Origin of the sequence: Mycobacterium sp. 852002-30065_SCH5024008, assembly GCF_001665645.1 — a bacterium.
GTDB classification, from domain to species: domain Bacteria; phylum Actinomycetota; class Actinomycetes; order Mycobacteriales; family Mycobacteriaceae; genus Mycobacterium; species Mycobacterium paraffinicum.
This window is the reverse complement of record NZ_LZSZ01000056.1, coordinates 57,723-73,887: the sequence shown is the minus strand read 5'-3', so window position 1 is coordinate 73,887 and position 16,165 is coordinate 57,723. Positions and strand designations below refer to the sequence as shown.

The following is a 16,165-nucleotide window of genomic DNA, read 5'->3' as shown; positions in this document are numbered from 1 at the left end:
CCGCTACGTCACAGTTTCGTGGAAATGCGCAAGCTCTAAGGTGGCTGGCATGGCTTACGACGTCGCCCGGGTGCGCGGACTGCATCCGTCGCTGGGTGACGGGTGGGTGCACTTCGACGCGCCGGCCGGGATGCTCATCCCGGATTCCGTCGCGACCACCGTTTCGACGGCCTTCCGAAGGTCCAGCGCCACCACGGCGGGCGCTCACCCGTCCGCGCAGCGCAGCGCCGCCATCCTGGAGGCGGCGCGGGCGGCGGTGGCCGACCTGTTCAACGTCGACCCCGCGGGCGTGGTGCTCGGCGCCGACCGCGCCATCCTGTTGTCGGCGCTGGCCGAGGCGTCCTCGTCGCGCGCCGGGCTGGGCTACGAGGTGGTCGTCAGCCGCCTCGACGACGAGGCCAACATCGCCCCCTGGCTGCGGGCGGCGCACCGCTACGGCGCCAAGGTGAAGTGGGCCGAGATCGACATCGAGACCGGCGAGCTGCCGACCTGGCAGTGGGAGGGTCTGATCGGGAAGTCGACCAGGCTGGTGGCCGTCGCGTCCGCGTCCGGGACGCTGGGCACGGTCACCGACCTGCGAGCCATGACCAAGCTGGTGCACGACGTGGGCGGGCTGGTCGTGGTCGACCATTCCGCGGCGGCGCCGTACCGGTTGCTCGACGTGAAGGAGAGCGACGCCGACGTGGTGGCGGTGAACGCCCTGGCGTGGGGCGGTCCACCGATCGGCGCGGTGGTGTTCCGCGATCCGGCGCTGCTCAATTCGTTCAGCTCCATCTCGACGGACCCCAAGGCGACCGGTGCGGCGCGCCTGGAAATCGGCGCGCACCAGTTCGGTCTGCTCGCCGGGGTGGTCGCCAGCATCGAGTACCTGGCCGCACTCGACGAGTCCGCCCGCGGTAGCCGCCGCGAACGCCTGTCGGTGTCGATGCAATCGGCCAGCCTCTACCTGAACCGGATCTTCGATTACCTGATGGTGTCGTTGCGGTCGTTGCCGTTGGTCATGGTGATCGGCCGTCCGGAGGTGCGGATCCCCGTGGTCAGCTTCGCCTTGAACGGCGTGCCCGCCGAGCGGGTGGTGCAGCGGCTGGCGGACAACGGGATCCTGGCCGTCACCAACGAGAATTCCCGCGCGCTCGACGTGCTGGGCGTCAACGACATCGGCGGCGCGGTGACCGTCGGGCTGGCGCATTATTCGACGACGGCCGAGGTGGACCAGTTGGTCCGCGCGCTGGCGTCCCTGGGCTGAGCTTTTCGGGGCCGCTAGATCGTCAGCACGATCTTCCCGGTCACCTTGCTCGACGTCAGCTGTTGGTGTGCCTCCCCGGCCTGCTGGATGGGCATGCGGGCGCCGATGATAGGCCGGACGCGGCCCTCGGCGATCATCGGCCATACGGAGCCGATCACCGCCTGCACGATCTCCGTCTTGCTGTTCGGGCCGGTCACCGGTCGGGCGCGCAGCGTGGTGCCGATGACCCGCGCGCGCTTGCCGAGCAGCTTGGCGATGTTGAGCTCGCCCTTGATGCCGCCCTGCATGCCGATGATGACCAGCTGTCCGTCCGTCGCCAGGGCGTCGATATTGCGATCCAGGTAGGCGGCGCCCATGATGTCCAGGATCACGTCGGCGCCGCCGCTTTGCTGGAGTCGCTCGACGAAGTCCTCGTCGCGGTAGTTGATGGTGAGCTCGGCGCCCAGCTCGCGGCAGAATTCCAGCTTCTCCGCCGACCCGGCCGTGACGGCCACCCGGGCGCCCAGCGCCCGCGCAACCTGGATCGCGTGGCTTCCGATCCCGCTGGCGCCCCCGTGCACCAGCAGCAGCTGCCCCTTGCCGAGGTGGGCGGTCAGCACCAGGTTGGACCACACCGTGCAGGCCACTTCCGGCAGTCCGGCCGCGTCGACGAGGCCGACACGAGAGGGAATCGGCATCACCTGACCGGCGGGAACGGCAACGTACTCGGCGTATCCGCCGCCGGCCAGCAGCGCGCAAACCTCTTGTCCCACTGGCCAATCCGTGACGCCCTCGCCGGTTTCGGCGACGACGCCCGACACCTCCATGCCGATGATGTCGCTGGCGCCGGGCGGCGGTGGGTATTTGCCGGCGGCCTGCAGCAGGTCGGCGCGGTTCACGCCCGCCGCGGTGACCTTGATCAGCACCTCGCCGGTCCCGGGTGAAACGTCCGGGACGTCTTGCCAGGACAGCTGATCGGGGGATTCGGCGACGATGGCGCGCATGGTGGCCACGCTACCGACCCCCGTTACCCTTACTCGTGGTGGCGTGGCAGAGCGGCCTAATGCACTCGCCTTGAAAGCGAGAGACGGCTAACACCGTCCGGGGGTTCAAATCCCTCCGCCACCGCAGGTCTCAGCCGGCGGGCTGGTGCAGCGTCGGCGCGTAGCGAAGCAGCGCACCCACACCGTCGGCCGGGGCGATCCGCTCGTCGGTGCGCACCAGCGACGCCCCGACCGCAATCGCGAACAGCGGCAGCAGCTTGCGGAAGCGTTCAGAGGTCCTTGGTTGCCCGACGACGCGGGCCGCAAACACTAGTAGCTGCGATCGCCTTCGCTGTCGTCGAAGAAGCGCCATTCGCCCTCGGCTTCGACTTCCATGCGCCAGCCCAATTCGTTGCCTTCGACCGCCTCATCGGCGAACCACGCGTGCGCCTTATCGGCGCTTTCGATGTCCTTCGTCGCGACGACGTCGCCCTTGGGGTTGAGCACTCGGTAGGTAGCCATGGCGGCAGTGTTCCCAGCGCCGGGCGCCCTCAACCGGTGGGGATCTCGGCGGTGATCGTGTCCATCAGGGCGGTGTAGCGCTTGGCTTCCGGGTCGCGCCCGGGCTTGCCGCTGCTGACCACGCCGGCGGCCAGGCCGCGCGCCGGGTCGGCCCAGATCGCGATGTTGACCAGGCCGAGATTGCCGAACGCGTGTGGCGAGTTGAGCCCGAACGGCCCCCACCGGTTCGTTCCGAGGATGAAACCGGTGCCCCACCGCGCAGGTTGCAGCCCGACCGCGAAATCCGGTCGCAATCGCCGGCATTCCTTGATCGCGCCGTACATCGTCTCCGGGCTCATCACCCGCACGCCGTCGAGATTTCCACCGCGACGCCAGATTTCGGCGAACCGCGACATCTCGTGTGCGGTCGACACCGTGTTGGACGACGGGATGATCGTGTTGAGAAACATCGGGGTGTTGGTGATCGGGATCATCTCGTGCACGGTCCCGCCGATCGCCTTGCGGAAGATCTGCGCGACGACCGGCGGCAACGGGCGGCCGGTCGCGTGGCTCGGCGCGACCAGGGGCAGGTCCTCCTTGGCGACACCGAAGTTGGTCCACCGGAAGGCGAGCGGGTCGAGGATCTCCGTGGCGAGGATCTCGCGAATCTCCTTGCCGGTGGCCGCATAAACGATCTCGCGCACGAGCGGGCCCCAGGTCAGCGCGTGGTAGATGTGCACCAGCCCCGGCCGGTAGAGGGGGCGCAGCTCGCCCAGCTTTTGCTGCGCGTACTCGTGGTCGTCCGCGCGTTTGACGTCCGGCTTGGGCCCGGTCGGGAACGGAAGTCCGGCGCTGTGGGTCATGACGTGCCGGATGGTGATCCGGTGCTTGCCGTGACTGGTGAAGGTGGGGATGTAGTCGCAGACGCGGTCATCGAGTGAGAAGACGCCACGCTCGACGAGCATGTGCACCACGGTCGCCGCCATTCCCTTGGCCGCGGAGTAGACGCAGAACGGCGTGTCCGGAGTGACGGGGATCTTCTCGGCGTCGGGCGGGTCGCTCGGCGCGTTGCCCCAGCCGTGGCCGATCGCGCGGTTGAGCACCACGCGCCCGTGCTGGCGGATGCACAGCTGGATGGCGGGGTGGAAGCCGCCCTGATACCAGTGCCGGGCGGCCCCCCAGATCCGCTCGACGGCGGCGCTGTCGATTTCCGAGTGGTCTTCGTCGCCGATCGTCGTCACGGCGTGCAGGTCGGCCGGGACGCGGATTCTGCCGTCTGGTGTCACCTCAGCGAGGGTACGTGGCGCCGGATCACTCCCCGGTGAACCGCGGAGGGCGCTTCTCGAATGTCGCCGCGATGCCCTCGGTCAGGTCCTTCGAGGGCAGGAAGGCGGCGTTCCAGGCGGCGACGTAGCGCAGGCTCTCCGAGACCGCGGCGATGCGCTGCTGGTCGAGGACGTCCTTGATGCCGTGCACGGCCAGCGGCGGGTTGGCGGCGAGCTCGGCCGCGGTGGCGTGTGCGGCGGCCAGTGTGGCGTCGGCGTCGTCGTACACGTCGTTGACCAGGCCGATCTTCTCGGCCCGGGCCGCGTCGATGTCTTTCCCGGTCAGCGCCAGTTCCCGCAGGTGGCCGTCGTTCAGGATGTATGGCAGGCGGGCCAGGCTGCCGACGTCGGCGACGATGGCGAGCTTGACCTCGCGCACCGAGAACTTGGCGTCGGCGCTGGCGTAGCGGATGTCGACCGCGGAGATGAGGTCGACGCCCCCGCCGATGCACCAGCCGTGCACCGCGGCGATGGTCGGGGTCCGGCAATCCGCGACGGCGGTGATGGCGCCCTGCATGCGTTTGACCTCGCGGTGGAACACCGCGCGGGGGCCGGCCAGCGCGTCACCGGACAGCAGCGGGGTGAAAGATCCACCCATCGCGGGCACGTCCAGGCCGTAGCTGAAGTTCCTGCCCGAACCGGTGATGACGATGGCCCGCACCTCGGGGTCGGCGTCCAGCGCCGCGAACAGCTCCGGCATCTCCGACCAGAACGCGGGGCCCATCGCGTTGCCCTTGCCCGGCCCGATCAGCGTCACCTGGGCGACGTGATCTTTCGTTTCCACCGTGACGGATTCGTATGCTTGCGCCATATCGAGACCGTAGCGTGGCAAATATGGCTCCTGATTTGCGGCCCGGCCCTCATTCGCCGCCCACCGACGAACTGCACAGTGCCGAGGACACGCTCGGGGTGTTGCAGCGGGTGCTGCACACCATCGCGGCCGACGATCTGTCGCGGCAGACCCCGTGTGCGGAGTTCGACGTCGCGCAGCTGACCGATCACCTGCTGAACTCGATCACGGCGCTGGGCGGCATGGTCGGCGCGGAGATCCCGGAGCGCGACCAAGGCGATTCGGTGGAACGCCAGGTGGTCGCCGCCGCCCGGCCCGCGCTGGACGCCTGGCACCGCCACGGCCTGGACGGGTCCGTGCCGTTCGGCAAGGGCGAGATGCCCGCCAAGAGTGCGTGCGCCGTCCTGTCGATCGAATTCCTGGTCCACGCTTGGGATTACGCCGCCGCCGTTGGACACGAGACCAACGCGCCCGAACCGCTGTCCGAGTTCGTGTTGGGGCTGGCCCGCAAGGTCATCAGGCCGGAGCTGCGGGGCGGTGCCGGGTTCGACGATCCGGTGGACGTGCCCGAGGATGCCGGCGCGCTCGAGCAATTGGTCGCGTTCACCGGCCGCAACCCGGCCCGCTGACCGCTCGCTTTGCGGGCCGAGTGTGCGTCAAGCCGCAAACACTCGAGCGCTGAGCGCTAGACCCGTTCGAGGTAGAAGTAGTAGTACCGGCCGCTATCCCGGACGCCCTTGCCGTTCATGATGCCCATCACGGCGTCGTCGTCGATCTTCTTGAAATGGTCGTGTACGGGCTGGCCGTCGTAGACCATCGTCGCGGTGACCTCCCCGCGGAACTCTTCAAGCCAGAGGCTGGCCTCGCCCTTGCCCATCTCCTTGTTCGAGAACTTGTTGCCGTCGGCGTCGAGGCAGACCAGCGGCTGCACGTCGCGGGCGGAGGAGAAGGTCTTGCCGAACCAGCCCGCCTTCTCCAGCTGGCCGTTCATCCTGTGGCCGGTGCGGAACTCGCCGCCCTTCCACTCGCCGAGCATCCCCTCGATCGTCGCCGGTTCGAGGCTGGCCCAGAAGTCGTCGAGCTCGCTGTCGGGAATGTCGCCGCCGCGTTCCTTGAACTCGGTGAACAGTTTGCGCGCCAAGTCCAACGGACCACTCCTTACGTTTCGGTGCGGGAAATCCACTCGCGAGCGAAGTGCAACAGAGCGTCATTCTCCTCCACCGCACCGATGGTGATTCGCACCCCCTCGCCGGCGAACGGTCGCACGATCAGCCGCGCGTCGGCGGCCTGCTCGGTGAAGTCCGCGGTGTGTGCACCCAGCGGCAGCCAGACGAAGTTGGCCTGTGAGGGCGGCAGGGTGAACCCGGCGTCGCGTAACCCGACGCCGACCCGGGTGCGCTCGGCCACCAGAGCGTCGGTGCGGGCCGCCAGTTCGTGGGATGCCTCCAGCGACGCGATGGCGGCCGCCTGCGCGACGTTCGTCACGGCGAACGGCATGACCACCTTGTCCAGCGCGGTGATGAGGTCGGGGTGGCCGATCGCATAACCGACTCGCAAGCCCGCCAGGCCGTACGCCTTCGAAAAGGTCCGCAGCACAACGACGTTGCTGCGGGATAGCGCGAGCTCCAAGCTGTTGGGCAGCATGCCGTCGCGGATGTATTCGACGTAGGCCTCGTCGATGGCGATCAGGATGTGCGGCGGGACGGCCTCGATGAACCGGGCCAAGGCGTCCGGATCGACCACCGTGGACGTCGGATTGTTCGGGTTGCAGACGAAGATCAGCCGGGTGCGGTCGGTGATCGCGGCGAGCATGGCGCCGAGGTCATGCGTGTAGTCGGTCAACGGCACTTTGACCGCGGTCGCGCCGGAAACCTGGACGATGGGCAGGTAGCACTCGAAGCTGCGCCAGCCCATCACTACCTCGTCGCCGGCGGATGCGGTGATCTGCACCAGCTGCTGACACAAAGTGACCGAACCGCTGCCGACCGCGATGTGCTCCGGTGCAACGTTGGAGCCAAGGTGCATGGCCAACGCCGCCTTGAGGTCCACGCTGGCGTTGTCCGGATAGCGGTTGACGACGGCAACGGCGCGCTCGATCGCCGCCCGCACGCTGGGCAGGGGGCCGTACACGGTCTCGTTGCTGGCCAGCTTGATCGAGCCCGGTACGTTCTTGCCGGGCACATAGACTGGCAGTCCGGCCAGTTCGGGACGCAGGCGAGCGGTCACTTCGACAGTTTATGTCGCGGATGTGTACGCTATGGCCGGTTCCGCGAGACCGGAAAGGGGTCGGGTACCCTCAAACAGTCCAAGGGAGGCGTGCCAGAGCGGCCGAATGGGGCTCACTGCTAATGAGTTGTCCCCCTCAAAGGGGACCGGAGGTTCAAATCCTCTCGCCTCCGCTAGGTCTTTTCGAGGAACACGACGCAAGACAACCGAACACGGGCGCCCGTAGCTCAACGGATAGAGCATCTGACTACGGATCAGAAGGTTAGGGGTTCGAATCCCTTCGGGCGCGCTTTTGAAAACCTCGCGCAAACACCCTCTTGCACGGCCACCGCGTCATAGCGCCAGCCTTCAACGCGGATCCAACACCTGCCCCGCGAAAACCACGGCGCCGGTCTTGTCGACAATGGCGAAAAGGAACGGGTGATCGACCGTCACCTCCTCGACTTCACCAAACCCCCCACCGATCACCGTCGAAACGGCTGCGGCTTCCGTACCGAACTCGTCGATCCCGACGAAGGCCTTCTGCAACACGTGTGGGATGTACAAAATCTCGTCAGTGGTGATGTGGGAGAAGTCCGCGCGATTCTGGTCGAATGCTCGCGGCATCCCCATCGCTGCCAAGGTCTCCTTGAATTCCTCGGGTCCCCAACTGATACGAAACTTGGGCAAACTGAGGCTGACTGGCCCCTGCACAAAGGCCAAGTTGCGGAACCAAGCGTCGTCCATGCTGTTGCGGACCGCCCGGAGCTGTCCCTCGGCCGGCACAACGACCAGCATCTTTAGGTCGCCGCCGACGTATGGGAGTTCCACAGCCTGAAAATTCGACCCGGCCGCGTGGCGCAGGGAACTCGCCTTGTGCATCATCGGCACGGTGACCGTTGATTGGGGAGTGACGCGGAAGCTGCCGTCGGCCGTGAGTTCTTTCGGAAATGGCCTGTCCCAGCTCGCCTTGAGATAGGCCGCGTTCAGCAACACGGCACGCGTCGACTCGTCTATCACGCCCGGCGGAATCAGGTCTTTGATCTGCCCTTTGGTTGCGTCGCTGGCGAAGTTGTTGAGGGTGACTCGCTCGCCGTCGGGGTTGCCCTTGAAGTCGGCCAGGCGCACGCCCGCATCGTATTGGGTAGCGAGGATGTCAAGGAACGGCGCGCGAACAGACATGCCACGCTGCAGCCAGACCGCGTCGGCCATCGCCAGCTCGATACTCCTCGGATCGTCGGCGGAGATGGCGGCGCGGCTGCGTGAGCGCAGATCGAGCAGCAGTCGATTCATGGCGCGGTAGTAGGTGTCATTGCCGAACGGGTCGCGCAAAACGGCTTTCATTTCGGCCCCGGTGTCACCGGTCGCGCCGGCATAGGCCATCGACAACGCGACACTGAGGCTCAGCGGGGAGAAGACCAGGTTGGCTTCACTGGCCGCCGACATGCGCCGGAACAGATCCAGCCCGAACCCGTTGGTGGCGTTGACAAAATTCTGCTCCTGCGCCGGGGCAACGTCTGGCGTTTTGTCGTACGGAAGGTTCGACCGTGTGACGGGCGCGGGTGCCGGTCCTGGTGTGGATCCGGCACGATTGCGGTCGCCTGCGCAGCCGACAGCAGTTGCGAAAACAACGGCAGCTGCAATTACGCCGTGGAATCCGACGCGGAATGAACGGGTTAGGTGCCTCACGGCGGCCAGTATGAACGCCGCGAGACGCGGATATCGGGTAAATCGTTCAGGATGAAGACTCCATCCGCATCTCGTTTGAGTGATTCGTTCACCCATTCACTTTTTCATCGAAAAGGCATGAAGATCGCCGCGTACGACGGGAGACACACCGCGGGTCGGGTACCGGCTTTGGTGCAGGTCGGAAAGTGATGTAACCGATGACTATAGACAGTGAATGCGTTGGGCAATAAGCGATTACAACAGAAGGGTAGGGGGCCGAATCCCCTCGGGCGCACTCCTCGTGACCTCTTCCGAGCGGTCGGATCGGCGCGATCTGCTTAAGTCGACCTGTGACTTCCTACGTGCGTTTTCTCCGTGACACCGTCGCGGTGCGGCTTTTCGTTGCCTTGATATCCGGAACGGCGGTGGCAGGCGTCATCGCTGGTGCACTCGGTTGGAGGTTCGCTCTGCTCGGCTGGGTTGTCGCCGCGGCGCTGTATGTCGGGTGGAGCTGGCTGATCATCGCCCCGATGGATGCAGAACGCACCGCCCGGCATGCGACACGCGAGGACGCCACCCGGTTGCTCGCCGACGTGGTCATCGTCTCAGCGAGCGTGGGCAGCCTCGGCGGGGTCGGATACGTCGTGGCGGCAGGCACACATTCGGGCGGTGAAGCCGTCGCTGCGGCGGGTGTCGGCATTCTGGCCGTGGTCGCGTCATGGTTTGCCGTGCATACGCTTTTCACCGCGCACTATGCACGCCTCTACTACTCCGACGAGGTCGGAGGCATCGATTTCCACGACCCACATCCGCCGCGCTACCTGGACTTCGCATATGTGGCGTTCACCGTCGGTATGACCTTTCAGGTCTCCGACACGGAGATCAACGCATCTCGGCTGCGCGCAACCGTTTTGCGCCATGCGCTGCTGTCGTACCTTTTTGGCGCGGTAATCCTGGCGGTCACCATCAACATGGTCGCCGGGTTGAGCGCCAAACTATGACGGCCCCTGGTCGCTAGTGTCCGCCGAAGGGGCCCCCGAACGGTCCGCGACGGGGCGGCACGGTCACGGTTTGCGTGACGGTGCTGGTGTCGGTGCTCGGCGAGACCGTAACGGTGCTCGGCGGTTCCGTTGTGGTGGGGGTGTCGGAGCTCGGTGGCGGGGCCGTCTCGGTGACGGTCTCGGTCGGGACGCCGCCGCCTCCGCCACCACCATGGTGCCGGGGCGCCTCCGTGGTCGTGGTGGTGGTCACGGTTGTGGTCGGCGCGGTGGTCGTAGTCGTCGCTGCCGGGCTGTGCGCGGGGGAGCCGGCCACCAGCTTGATCACCGCGTAGGCCACGAGCGCAAGCACGATCACCCCGATCGCGCCGGCCGCGACCAGCGCCGCCGGGCGGCGGTACCACGGAGTCGGCGGCTCGGGCTGGGGCGCCTGCTCGTCGTAATACCCGCCGCCATACCGCGCGGCCCGGGTGGGCTCGGAGTAGTAGTCGGGTTCCTCGGGATAAGGCGGCACGAACGGAGATGTTAGTGGATCAGCGCTGGTCCTCGATCAGGCCCAGCGCGCGCTCGAACAGGTGCACCGTGGCCGCGTGCAGCTGGTCGCCCACCTCCTTTTCGGCCTTGCCGGCGCAGGCCCGGGCGAGTGTCCCCTCGATCACGATGCCCAGCTTGAAGCAGGCCAGCACCGTGTACCAGGTGATATGCGACAAGTCGCGGGTGGTGTTGGCCGCGTAGCGTTTCAAGAGTTCGTCGGTTCCGGCCAGACCGTCCTGACCGCCCAGGGCGTGGCTGAACACGCTGGAACCGTCGGGCTGGCGCCAAGTGGCCAGCAGCCAGCCCAGGTCCAGCAGCGGGTCCCCGATCGTGCACATTTCCCAGTCGACGATGGCAACCACGTCCGGCCCGGTTCGGGAGAACATCACGTTGGCGGCGTGGTAGTCGCCGTGCATGATGCCGGGCGTCCACGTCGCGGGCCGATGGCGTTCCAGCCAGGCCGACACTTCCTCGATGCCCGGGATGTCCGGTCCCGGGTAGCCGTCGTAGTCGCTGTAGGAGTCCAGCTCCGACAGCCAGCGCGGCACCTGGCGTTCGAGGAAGCCTTCCGGCTTGCCGAAGTCGGCGAGCCCCACCGCGACGTGGTCGACCGCACCCAGCTTGGCCAGCGCATCGGCCATCGAGAGGCCCATGCCGTGCCGCACGCCGGCATCGCCCGCATGCAGCGGCGGCAGTCCCTCGCCGGCGTTGAACCCGTCGATCGGGTCCATCAGGTAGAAGACGGCGTCGCCCAGGACGGCGGGATCTTCGCAGGCCGCGATCAGGTGCGGGTGCGGTACGTCGGAATCAGCCAGGGCGGCAAGGACTTTCGTCTCCCGCAGGATGACGCTGTTGCTCCGCGGACGCAGGTGCCGCGGCCCACGCCGCAGTACATAAGGGCGGCCGGTCCGGCTGAACCGCAGCATGATGTTCTGGGTGCCGCCGGTGACGGGGGAGACGTCCTCCAGTGGGCCTTCGCCGAGTCCCTGCTCGGACATCCACGCCGCGACGGCGTCCAGGTTCACGGCATCCACGTGCGGCCCTTGCCGATCGGGGCCAAACACTTCCGTCATGCCAGCGCTCCTCTGCAACCCTGTGGGCCGTCTGGGAAAAAGCGTAGGCCACCGCCGGGAAGCGGCCCCGGGCGGCGGAGGCTGGAACAATAGTGTGCGGAACTAACTGACTCGCGTGTGAAGGGAACTGGCGATGCCGCGTACCGACAACGATTCCTGGGACATCACCCAAAGCGTGGGTGCCACCGCACTGGGTGTCGCGGCGGCGCGGGCCGCCGAGACCGAGAGCACCGACCCGCTCATCAACGACCCGTTCGCGCGCGTGTTCGTCGACGCGGCCGGCGAAGGCATGTGGAGCATCTACGCCGATCCCGCAATGCTGGCCAAGGCGGTGGAGCTGGAGCCCGAGGTGAGCACGCGCATCCAGCTGATGATCGACTTCATGGCCACGCGGACAGCGTTTTTCGACGAGTTCTTCCTAAAAGCGGCCGACTCCGGCGTCCGGCAAGTGGTGATTTTGGCCGCCGGGTTGGACGCGCGCACCTGGCGGCTGCCATGGCCCGACGGCACGGTCGTCTACGAGCTGGATCAGCCCAAGGTGCTGGACTTCAAATCCAACACGCTGCGCGAGCACGGCGCCCAGCCGAAGGCACGACTGGTGAACGTGCCGATCGATCTGCGGCAGGATTGGCCGAAGGCGTTGCGGGAGGCAGGATTTGACGCGACCAAGCCCGCCGCCTGGTCGGCCGAGGGTCTGGTCCGTTACCTGCCCGCGCAAGCCCAGGACCTGTTGTTCGAGCGCATCCATTCGCTCAGCGCGGACGGCAGCTGGCTGGCTTCCAACGTGCCGGGCGCGGGATTCACCGATCCGGAGCTCGTCCGGCGCCAGCGCGAGGACATGCAGCGCATGCGAGCCGCGGCCGCCAAGCTGGTCGACTCCGAGATCACCGACTACGACGACCTCTGGTATCCCGAAGAGCGCACCCCCGTGGACGGTTGGCTGCGGGACCGGGGATGGGACGTCGCCACGGCGACGTTTTCGGAGTTGATGGCTCGTTACGGTCGCAACGTTCCGCAGGACGCGGAACACACGATGCCGCCCACGCTGTACGTGTCCGCGCAGCGGCGCGGCTAGGGCGCCGGGCCGCCGCTACCCTCGCCGGTGTGGCTGATCGACCCGCGCGAGTGAGCGACGTACACGAGATCGCCGCGTCGATGCCGCACGTTCAGCGCCTCGAAGGTCCGAAGGGCAACGCCATCTATCAGGTGGGCGGTAAGTCGTTCGTGTTCTTTCGCACGCCGCAGCCCGACGCGACCGATCCGGACACCGGCGAGCGCTATGCCGACGTGATCATGCTCTGGGTGGAGTCGGAGAGCGACAAGCTGGCGCTGACCCAGGATCCCGATTCGCCGTTCTTCACCACCGACCACTTTGCCGGACATCCATCGGTACTTGTGCGGGCCGCCCGGCTGCCCGAAATCGGCAGGACGGAACTTACCGAGCTGATCCAGGACGCATGGCTTTCGCGGGCGTCGAAGAGGCGGGCGACGGCGTGGCTCGCCGACCGCGCTTAGCCCCCCGGGCTTCGCTGGCACACTGCCGAATTCACCCATCGCCAATGTTTAGACACAAGTCGAATGGGTAACTATCGTCCACGAGAAATTTTTCTCGACCACATTGGAGGTCACCATGCGTGGCAGCGGAATCATCGGCACCATTGCCCTGGTATGGCTGCTCATCGGGGTGTTTGCGGCATGGCAACGCGATTACTTCAAAGGTGACTCAACCAGTTGTGTCACGGCGGGAAACATCGCGTTGACCGTCATCGCGGGGCCTTTGAATTACGGGGGCGTCAACCCGAAAGTCAAGGACTGCCATGTTCCGCAGCCCAGTTCAATGCCTGATGTCCTAGTGCCCCTCACCTAAAGGAGTCGTCATGATCGTCCTAGGCGTAGTCCTACTTATTCTCGGGTTTGTATTCAGCGTCCCATTGCTGTGGGAAATCGGCGTCGTCGTGCTCGTCATCGGCGCCGTGCTGTGGATTATGGGCTCGATCGGCCGCCCAGTCGCCGGCCGGCGCTACTGGTATTAGCCACTTCGCCGGGAAAACGGAATCGCGCGACTGCCTGGCAGTCGCGCGATCCCATTCACAGGGCGCGCAAAGGTAGGCCATAGCGGCGGCTCAGCGCGGTGCGCATACTGGACCTTGTGACCCAGCCCCGATCCTCCGTCGAGCGGGTCGTCATGTGTCGCGCCGATGGGAACCCGATCAACGTGTTGGTCGTGGACGACGAGTCGGTGCTCGCCGAAATGGTGTCGATGGCGCTGCGGTACGAGGGCTGGAACATCGCGACCGCGAGCGACGGGGCATCGGCCATCGCCGCCGCCCGCGCCCAACGCCCCGACGTGGTCGTCCTCGATGTGATGCTGCCCGATATGAGCGGGCTCGATGTCTTGCACAAGCTGCGCGAAGAGACCCCGCAGCTGCCCGTGCTCCTGTTGACGGCCAAGGACGCCGTGGAAGACCGCATCGCCGGGTTGACCGCGGGCGGCGACGACTACGTCACCAAACCGTTCAGCATCGAAGAGGTGGTGCTGCGGCTGCGGGCGCTGCTGCGACGCACCGGAGTGACGACGGTGGACAGCGGTGCGCAGCTGGTGGTCGGCGATCTGGTGCTCGACGAGGACAGTCACGAGGTCACCCGTGCGGGCGAGCCAATTGCCTTGACCTCCACCGAGTTCGAGTTGCTTCGATTCATGATGCGCAACTCCAAGCGCGTGCTGAGCAAGGCCCAGATCCTCGACCGGGTGTGGAGCTACGACTTCGGCGGCAGGTCCAACATCGTCGAGCTCTACATCTCCTATCTGCGCAAGAAGATCGACAACGGCCGCGACCCCATGATCCACACGCTGCGTGGCGCGGGTTATGTCCTCAAGCCGGCTCGCTAACCCGGGGCGGGCCTGGTCCCTGCGGCTGCGGTTGCTTGTCGGGCAGATCGTCGTGCTGGCCATCGTGTGCGTCGGCATCACCGCGGTGACCGAGCTGGCGCTGAACCACCATCTGGTGAAGCAGCTCGACGGCCAACTTGCCGGCACGTCGTTCCGTTCGGCGCTGATGTACCCCGAACCGAACCGTCCGGGATGGCGGCGCGAGCACTCCTACTACCCGCGGCCGGGCCCCGGCCCCCGATTCCTGGACGCCCCGGGGCAGCCGGCGGGCATGGTGGCCGCGGTGATCAACCACGGCAAAACGGTCGGCGCCGGCTACCTGACCAGCAGCGGCACCCGGGCCGCCCTGACCCCGGCCGCCCAGGACCAATTGGAGCGGATCGCCGACAGCCGCGCGCCGGTCACGGTGAACCTGGATGGGCTCGGCCGCTATCGAGTGGTCGCCGCCCCGAGCCGAAACGGGGACGACACCATCGTCACCGGGCTCTCGATGGCCAACGTCGACGCCACCCTGATCCGGATGCTGATCATCTTCGGCATCGTCACCGTGATTGCGCTGGCGGCCGCGACGATAGCCGGGGTCGTCATCATCCGGCGGGCGCTCGCGCCGCTGCGCCGCGTCGCGCAGACCGCGAGCAGGGTGGCCGACCTGCCGCTGGACCGCGGTGAGGTCGAGCTCCCGCTGCGGGTGCGCGAATCCGACGCCAACCCCTCGACCGAGGTCGGCCAACTCGGGTCGGCCCTCAACCGGATGCTCGACCACATCGCGGCCGCGCTGTCGGCCCGGCAGGCCAGCGAGACCCGCGTCCGCCAGTTCGTCGCCGACGCCAGTCACGAGCTGCGCACGCCGCTGGCCGCGATCCGCGGATACACCGAGCTCACCCAGCGCATGGGTGACGACCGGGAGGCGGTGGAGCACGCGATGAGCCGCGTGGCCTCCGAGACCGAACGAATGACGCGCCTGGTCGAGGACCTGCTGCTGCTTGCCCGGCTGGACTCCGGCCGGCCGCTGGAACGCGAGCCGGTCGATCTGTCGCGGGTGGCGGTCGACGCGGTCAACGACGCGCATGTCGCCGGGCCGGACCATCAGTGGGAGCTCGACCTGCCCGAGGAACCCGTGATCATCACCGGTGATGCGGCCCGGCTACACCAGGTGCTGGCCAACCTGCTCGCCAACGCCCGCCTGCACACCGGCGCGGGCACGGTCGTGACCACCCGGTTGAGCACCGAGCCGGCGAACACCGTGCTGCAGGTCATCGACAACGGCCCCGGCATCCCGGCGGCGCTTCAGTCGGAAGTGTTCGAGCGGTTCGCCCGCGGTGATACCTCGCGCTCCCGCAAGGGCGGCAGCACCGGGCTGGGTCTGGCGATCGTCTCCGCGGTCGTCAAGGCCCACAACGGAACGATCACCGTGGACAGCTCGCCCGGCCATACCGAGTTCACGGTGCGGTTGCCACTCAACGGGTGGCAACCGCCCGCGTCCTCAGCTAGCTAGAGCAATTGACATCGATTTCGAACGGCTTGTTCACCGGTTGCATCGGGTTGGCCATGTCGACCCCGGTGGCCGTCCCGGTGATCTTGTAGCTGTTGCCGTTCTTCTCGGCGGAGGCGTTGCCCTGGCCGGTCCCGGAGGTGTAGCCCAGCGTCACACCGTTGACGTTGCCCAGCCCGACCGACTTCACCTGGGGCGGGTTGGCGTCGGTGAGCACGGCGGCGATCCCGGTCGCTGCGCCACCGATCGCGATGTTGGTGTTGCCGCCGGCCGTGGTGCACACGACGGAGCCGCTCACGTTCTGGTCCTTGCCGTCGATGAGGACCTTGGTTCCGCTGGCAGCGCCCGCCGAGGTGTTCACCGCGGAGCTGGTGCCCGAACCGCCCGAACTCGACTTATTGCTGGAACAGCCGGAAATACCGGCGGCCAGAACTGCCGCTCCGGCCACCGCGACCATCAGTCCACGCTTCACATGTTCTCC

General features: G+C 67.0%; 19 protein-coding genes, 3 tRNA genes and 1 pseudogene. 12 read left to right on the top strand and 11 right to left on the bottom strand.

All coding sequences use genetic code 11. From position 1 onward, the window contains the following. The first annotated feature begins 49 nt into the window (after positions 1 to 49). Positions 50 to 1,246 carry a cysteine desulfurase-like protein gene (locus tag A5781_RS05975; RefSeq protein WP_067202614.1) on the top strand — a complete coding sequence of 399 codons (1,197 nt, stop codon included), beginning with the start codon at positions 50 to 52 and terminating at the stop codon, positions 1,244 to 1,246. Between the two features lie 14 nt (positions 1,247 to 1,260). Here A5781_RS05975 and A5781_RS05970 read toward each other — a convergent pair whose 3' ends face one another. Beyond that, the gene (locus A5781_RS05970) at positions 1,261 to 2,229 is read right to left on the bottom strand and encodes an NAD(P)H-quinone oxidoreductase (protein ID WP_067202726.1); all 969 of its coding nucleotides are present in this window, start codon (positions 2,227 to 2,229) and stop codon (positions 1,261 to 1,263) included. Between the two features lie 37 nt (positions 2,230 to 2,266). On the opposite strand from A5781_RS05970, the gene A5781_RS05965 reads away from it, so the two are divergent. After that, a tRNA-Ser gene (locus A5781_RS05965) sits at positions 2,267 to 2,353 on the top strand. Between the two features lie 6 nt (positions 2,354 to 2,359). Here the strand turns inward: A5781_RS05965 and A5781_RS05960 are convergent. The 4 genes and pseudogenes from A5781_RS05960 to A5781_RS05945 form a co-directional block, all read right to left on the bottom strand. Next, a pseudogene (locus A5781_RS05960) lies at positions 2,360 to 2,482 on the bottom strand (hypothetical protein); the annotation flags it as partial. Between the two features lie 56 nt (positions 2,483 to 2,538). Next, the gene (locus A5781_RS05955; protein WP_067202608.1) at positions 2,539 to 2,730 is read right to left on the bottom strand and encodes a hypothetical protein; all 192 of its coding nucleotides are present in this window, start codon (positions 2,728 to 2,730) and stop codon (positions 2,539 to 2,541) included. A gap of 29 nt (positions 2,731 to 2,759) precedes the next feature. Next, complete coding sequence (gene lipE, locus A5781_RS05950; protein ID WP_067202605.1) at positions 2,760 to 3,995, bottom strand: lipase LipE; 1,236 nt, start codon at positions 3,993 to 3,995, stop codon at positions 2,760 to 2,762. Positions 3,996 to 4,020: 25 nt separating this feature from the next. Further along, positions 4,021 to 4,845, bottom strand: coding sequence for a crotonase/enoyl-CoA hydratase family protein (locus A5781_RS05945; RefSeq protein ID WP_067202601.1), 825 nt, complete (start codon positions 4,843 to 4,845; stop codon positions 4,021 to 4,023). 23 nt (positions 4,846 to 4,868) lie between these two features. Here A5781_RS05945 and A5781_RS05940 point away from each other — a divergent pair, with 23 nt between their 5' ends. Then, positions 4,869 to 5,453, top strand: coding sequence for a TIGR03086 family metal-binding protein (locus tag A5781_RS05940; RefSeq protein WP_197503723.1), 585 nt, complete (start codon positions 4,869 to 4,871; stop codon positions 5,451 to 5,453). A 56-nt stretch (positions 5,454 to 5,509) separates the two neighbouring features. Here the strand turns inward: A5781_RS05940 and A5781_RS05935 are convergent, their stop codons facing one another. Both A5781_RS05935 and hisC read right to left on the bottom strand, forming a co-directional pair. Beyond that, on the bottom strand, positions 5,510 to 5,971 hold the full coding sequence (locus tag A5781_RS05935; RefSeq protein WP_067202595.1) for a DUF4334 domain-containing protein: 462 nt from the start codon (positions 5,969 to 5,971) through the stop codon (positions 5,510 to 5,512). Positions 5,972 to 5,982: 11 nt separating this feature from the next. Continuing rightward, positions 5,983 to 7,050, bottom strand: a complete 1,068-nt coding sequence (hisC, locus tag A5781_RS05930) for a histidinol-phosphate transaminase (RefSeq protein WP_067202592.1) — start codon at positions 7,048 to 7,050, stop codon at positions 5,983 to 5,985. 84 nt (positions 7,051 to 7,134) lie between these two features. On the opposite strand from hisC, the gene A5781_RS05925 reads away from it, so the two are divergent. Together A5781_RS05925 and A5781_RS05920 are read left to right on the top strand one after the other, a co-directional pair. Continuing rightward, positions 7,135 to 7,223, top strand: a tRNA-Ser gene (locus A5781_RS05925). A gap of 43 nt (positions 7,224 to 7,266) precedes the next feature. After that, positions 7,267 to 7,339: transfer RNA gene (locus tag A5781_RS05920), tRNA-Arg, on the top strand. 59 nt (positions 7,340 to 7,398) lie between these two features. On the opposite strand, the gene A5781_RS05915 is transcribed toward A5781_RS05920, so the two are convergent. Beyond that, complete coding sequence (locus A5781_RS05915) at positions 7,399 to 8,718, bottom strand: serpin family protein (RefSeq protein ID WP_197503722.1); 1,320 nt, start codon at positions 8,716 to 8,718, stop codon at positions 7,399 to 7,401. Positions 8,719 to 9,047: 329 nt separating this feature from the next. On the opposite strand from A5781_RS05915, the gene A5781_RS05910 reads away from it, so the two are divergent. Beyond that, positions 9,048 to 9,698, top strand: a complete 651-nt coding sequence (locus A5781_RS05910; protein WP_067202586.1) for a DUF1345 domain-containing protein — start codon at positions 9,048 to 9,050, stop codon at positions 9,696 to 9,698. A gap of 13 nt (positions 9,699 to 9,711) precedes the next feature. Here A5781_RS05910 and A5781_RS05905 read toward each other — a convergent pair whose 3' ends face one another. Together A5781_RS05905 and A5781_RS05900 are read right to left on the bottom strand one after the other, a co-directional pair. Further along, positions 9,712 to 10,209 (bottom strand): hypothetical protein, encoded by a 498-nt coding sequence (locus A5781_RS05905; protein ID WP_067202582.1) that lies wholly within the window; start codon positions 10,207 to 10,209, stop codon positions 9,712 to 9,714. Between the two features lie 19 nt (positions 10,210 to 10,228). Next, the gene (locus A5781_RS05900; RefSeq protein WP_082939226.1) at positions 10,229 to 11,227 is read right to left on the bottom strand and encodes a phosphotransferase family protein; all 999 of its coding nucleotides are present in this window, start codon (positions 11,225 to 11,227) and stop codon (positions 10,229 to 10,231) included. Between the two features lie 208 nt (positions 11,228 to 11,435). Between A5781_RS05900 and A5781_RS05895 the strand changes: the two genes are divergently transcribed. From A5781_RS05895 to A5781_RS05875, 6 genes are all read left to right on the top strand, one after another. After that, the gene (locus A5781_RS05895; RefSeq protein WP_067202577.1) at positions 11,436 to 12,377 is read left to right on the top strand and encodes a class I SAM-dependent methyltransferase; all 942 of its coding nucleotides are present in this window, start codon (positions 11,436 to 11,438) and stop codon (positions 12,375 to 12,377) included. 29 nt (positions 12,378 to 12,406) lie between these two features. Continuing rightward, positions 12,407 to 12,817, top strand: a complete 411-nt coding sequence (locus A5781_RS05890; protein ID WP_067202574.1) for an MmcQ/YjbR family DNA-binding protein — start codon at positions 12,407 to 12,409, stop codon at positions 12,815 to 12,817. Positions 12,818 to 12,920: 103 nt separating this feature from the next. Beyond that, on the top strand, positions 12,921 to 13,169 hold the full coding sequence (locus A5781_RS05885; protein WP_067202572.1) for a hypothetical protein: 249 nt from the start codon (positions 12,921 to 12,923) through the stop codon (positions 13,167 to 13,169). Positions 13,170 to 13,179: 10 nt separating this feature from the next. Beyond that, complete coding sequence (locus A5781_RS25810; protein ID WP_090419013.1) at positions 13,180 to 13,335, top strand: DUF6131 family protein; 156 nt, start codon at positions 13,180 to 13,182, stop codon at positions 13,333 to 13,335. Positions 13,336 to 13,487: 152 nt separating this feature from the next. Further along, the gene (locus A5781_RS05880) at positions 13,488 to 14,192 is read left to right on the top strand and encodes a response regulator transcription factor (protein ID WP_066954966.1); all 705 of its coding nucleotides are present in this window, start codon (positions 13,488 to 13,490) and stop codon (positions 14,190 to 14,192) included. After that, a complete protein-coding gene (locus A5781_RS05875) occupies positions 14,170 to 15,687 on the top strand; it encodes a cell wall metabolism sensor histidine kinase WalK (RefSeq protein ID WP_067202723.1) in 1,518 nt (505 codons plus the stop codon). The genes A5781_RS05880 and A5781_RS05875 overlap by 23 nt, the downstream gene beginning before the upstream one ends. On the opposite strand, the gene A5781_RS05870 is transcribed toward A5781_RS05875, so the two are convergent. After that, positions 15,680 to 16,156, bottom strand: a complete 477-nt coding sequence (locus A5781_RS05870) for a lipoprotein LpqH (protein WP_066954962.1) — start codon at positions 16,154 to 16,156, stop codon at positions 15,680 to 15,682. The two genes, A5781_RS05875 and A5781_RS05870, sit on opposite strands and share 8 nt — an antisense overlap. Positions 16,157 to 16,165: the final 9 nt, after the last annotated feature.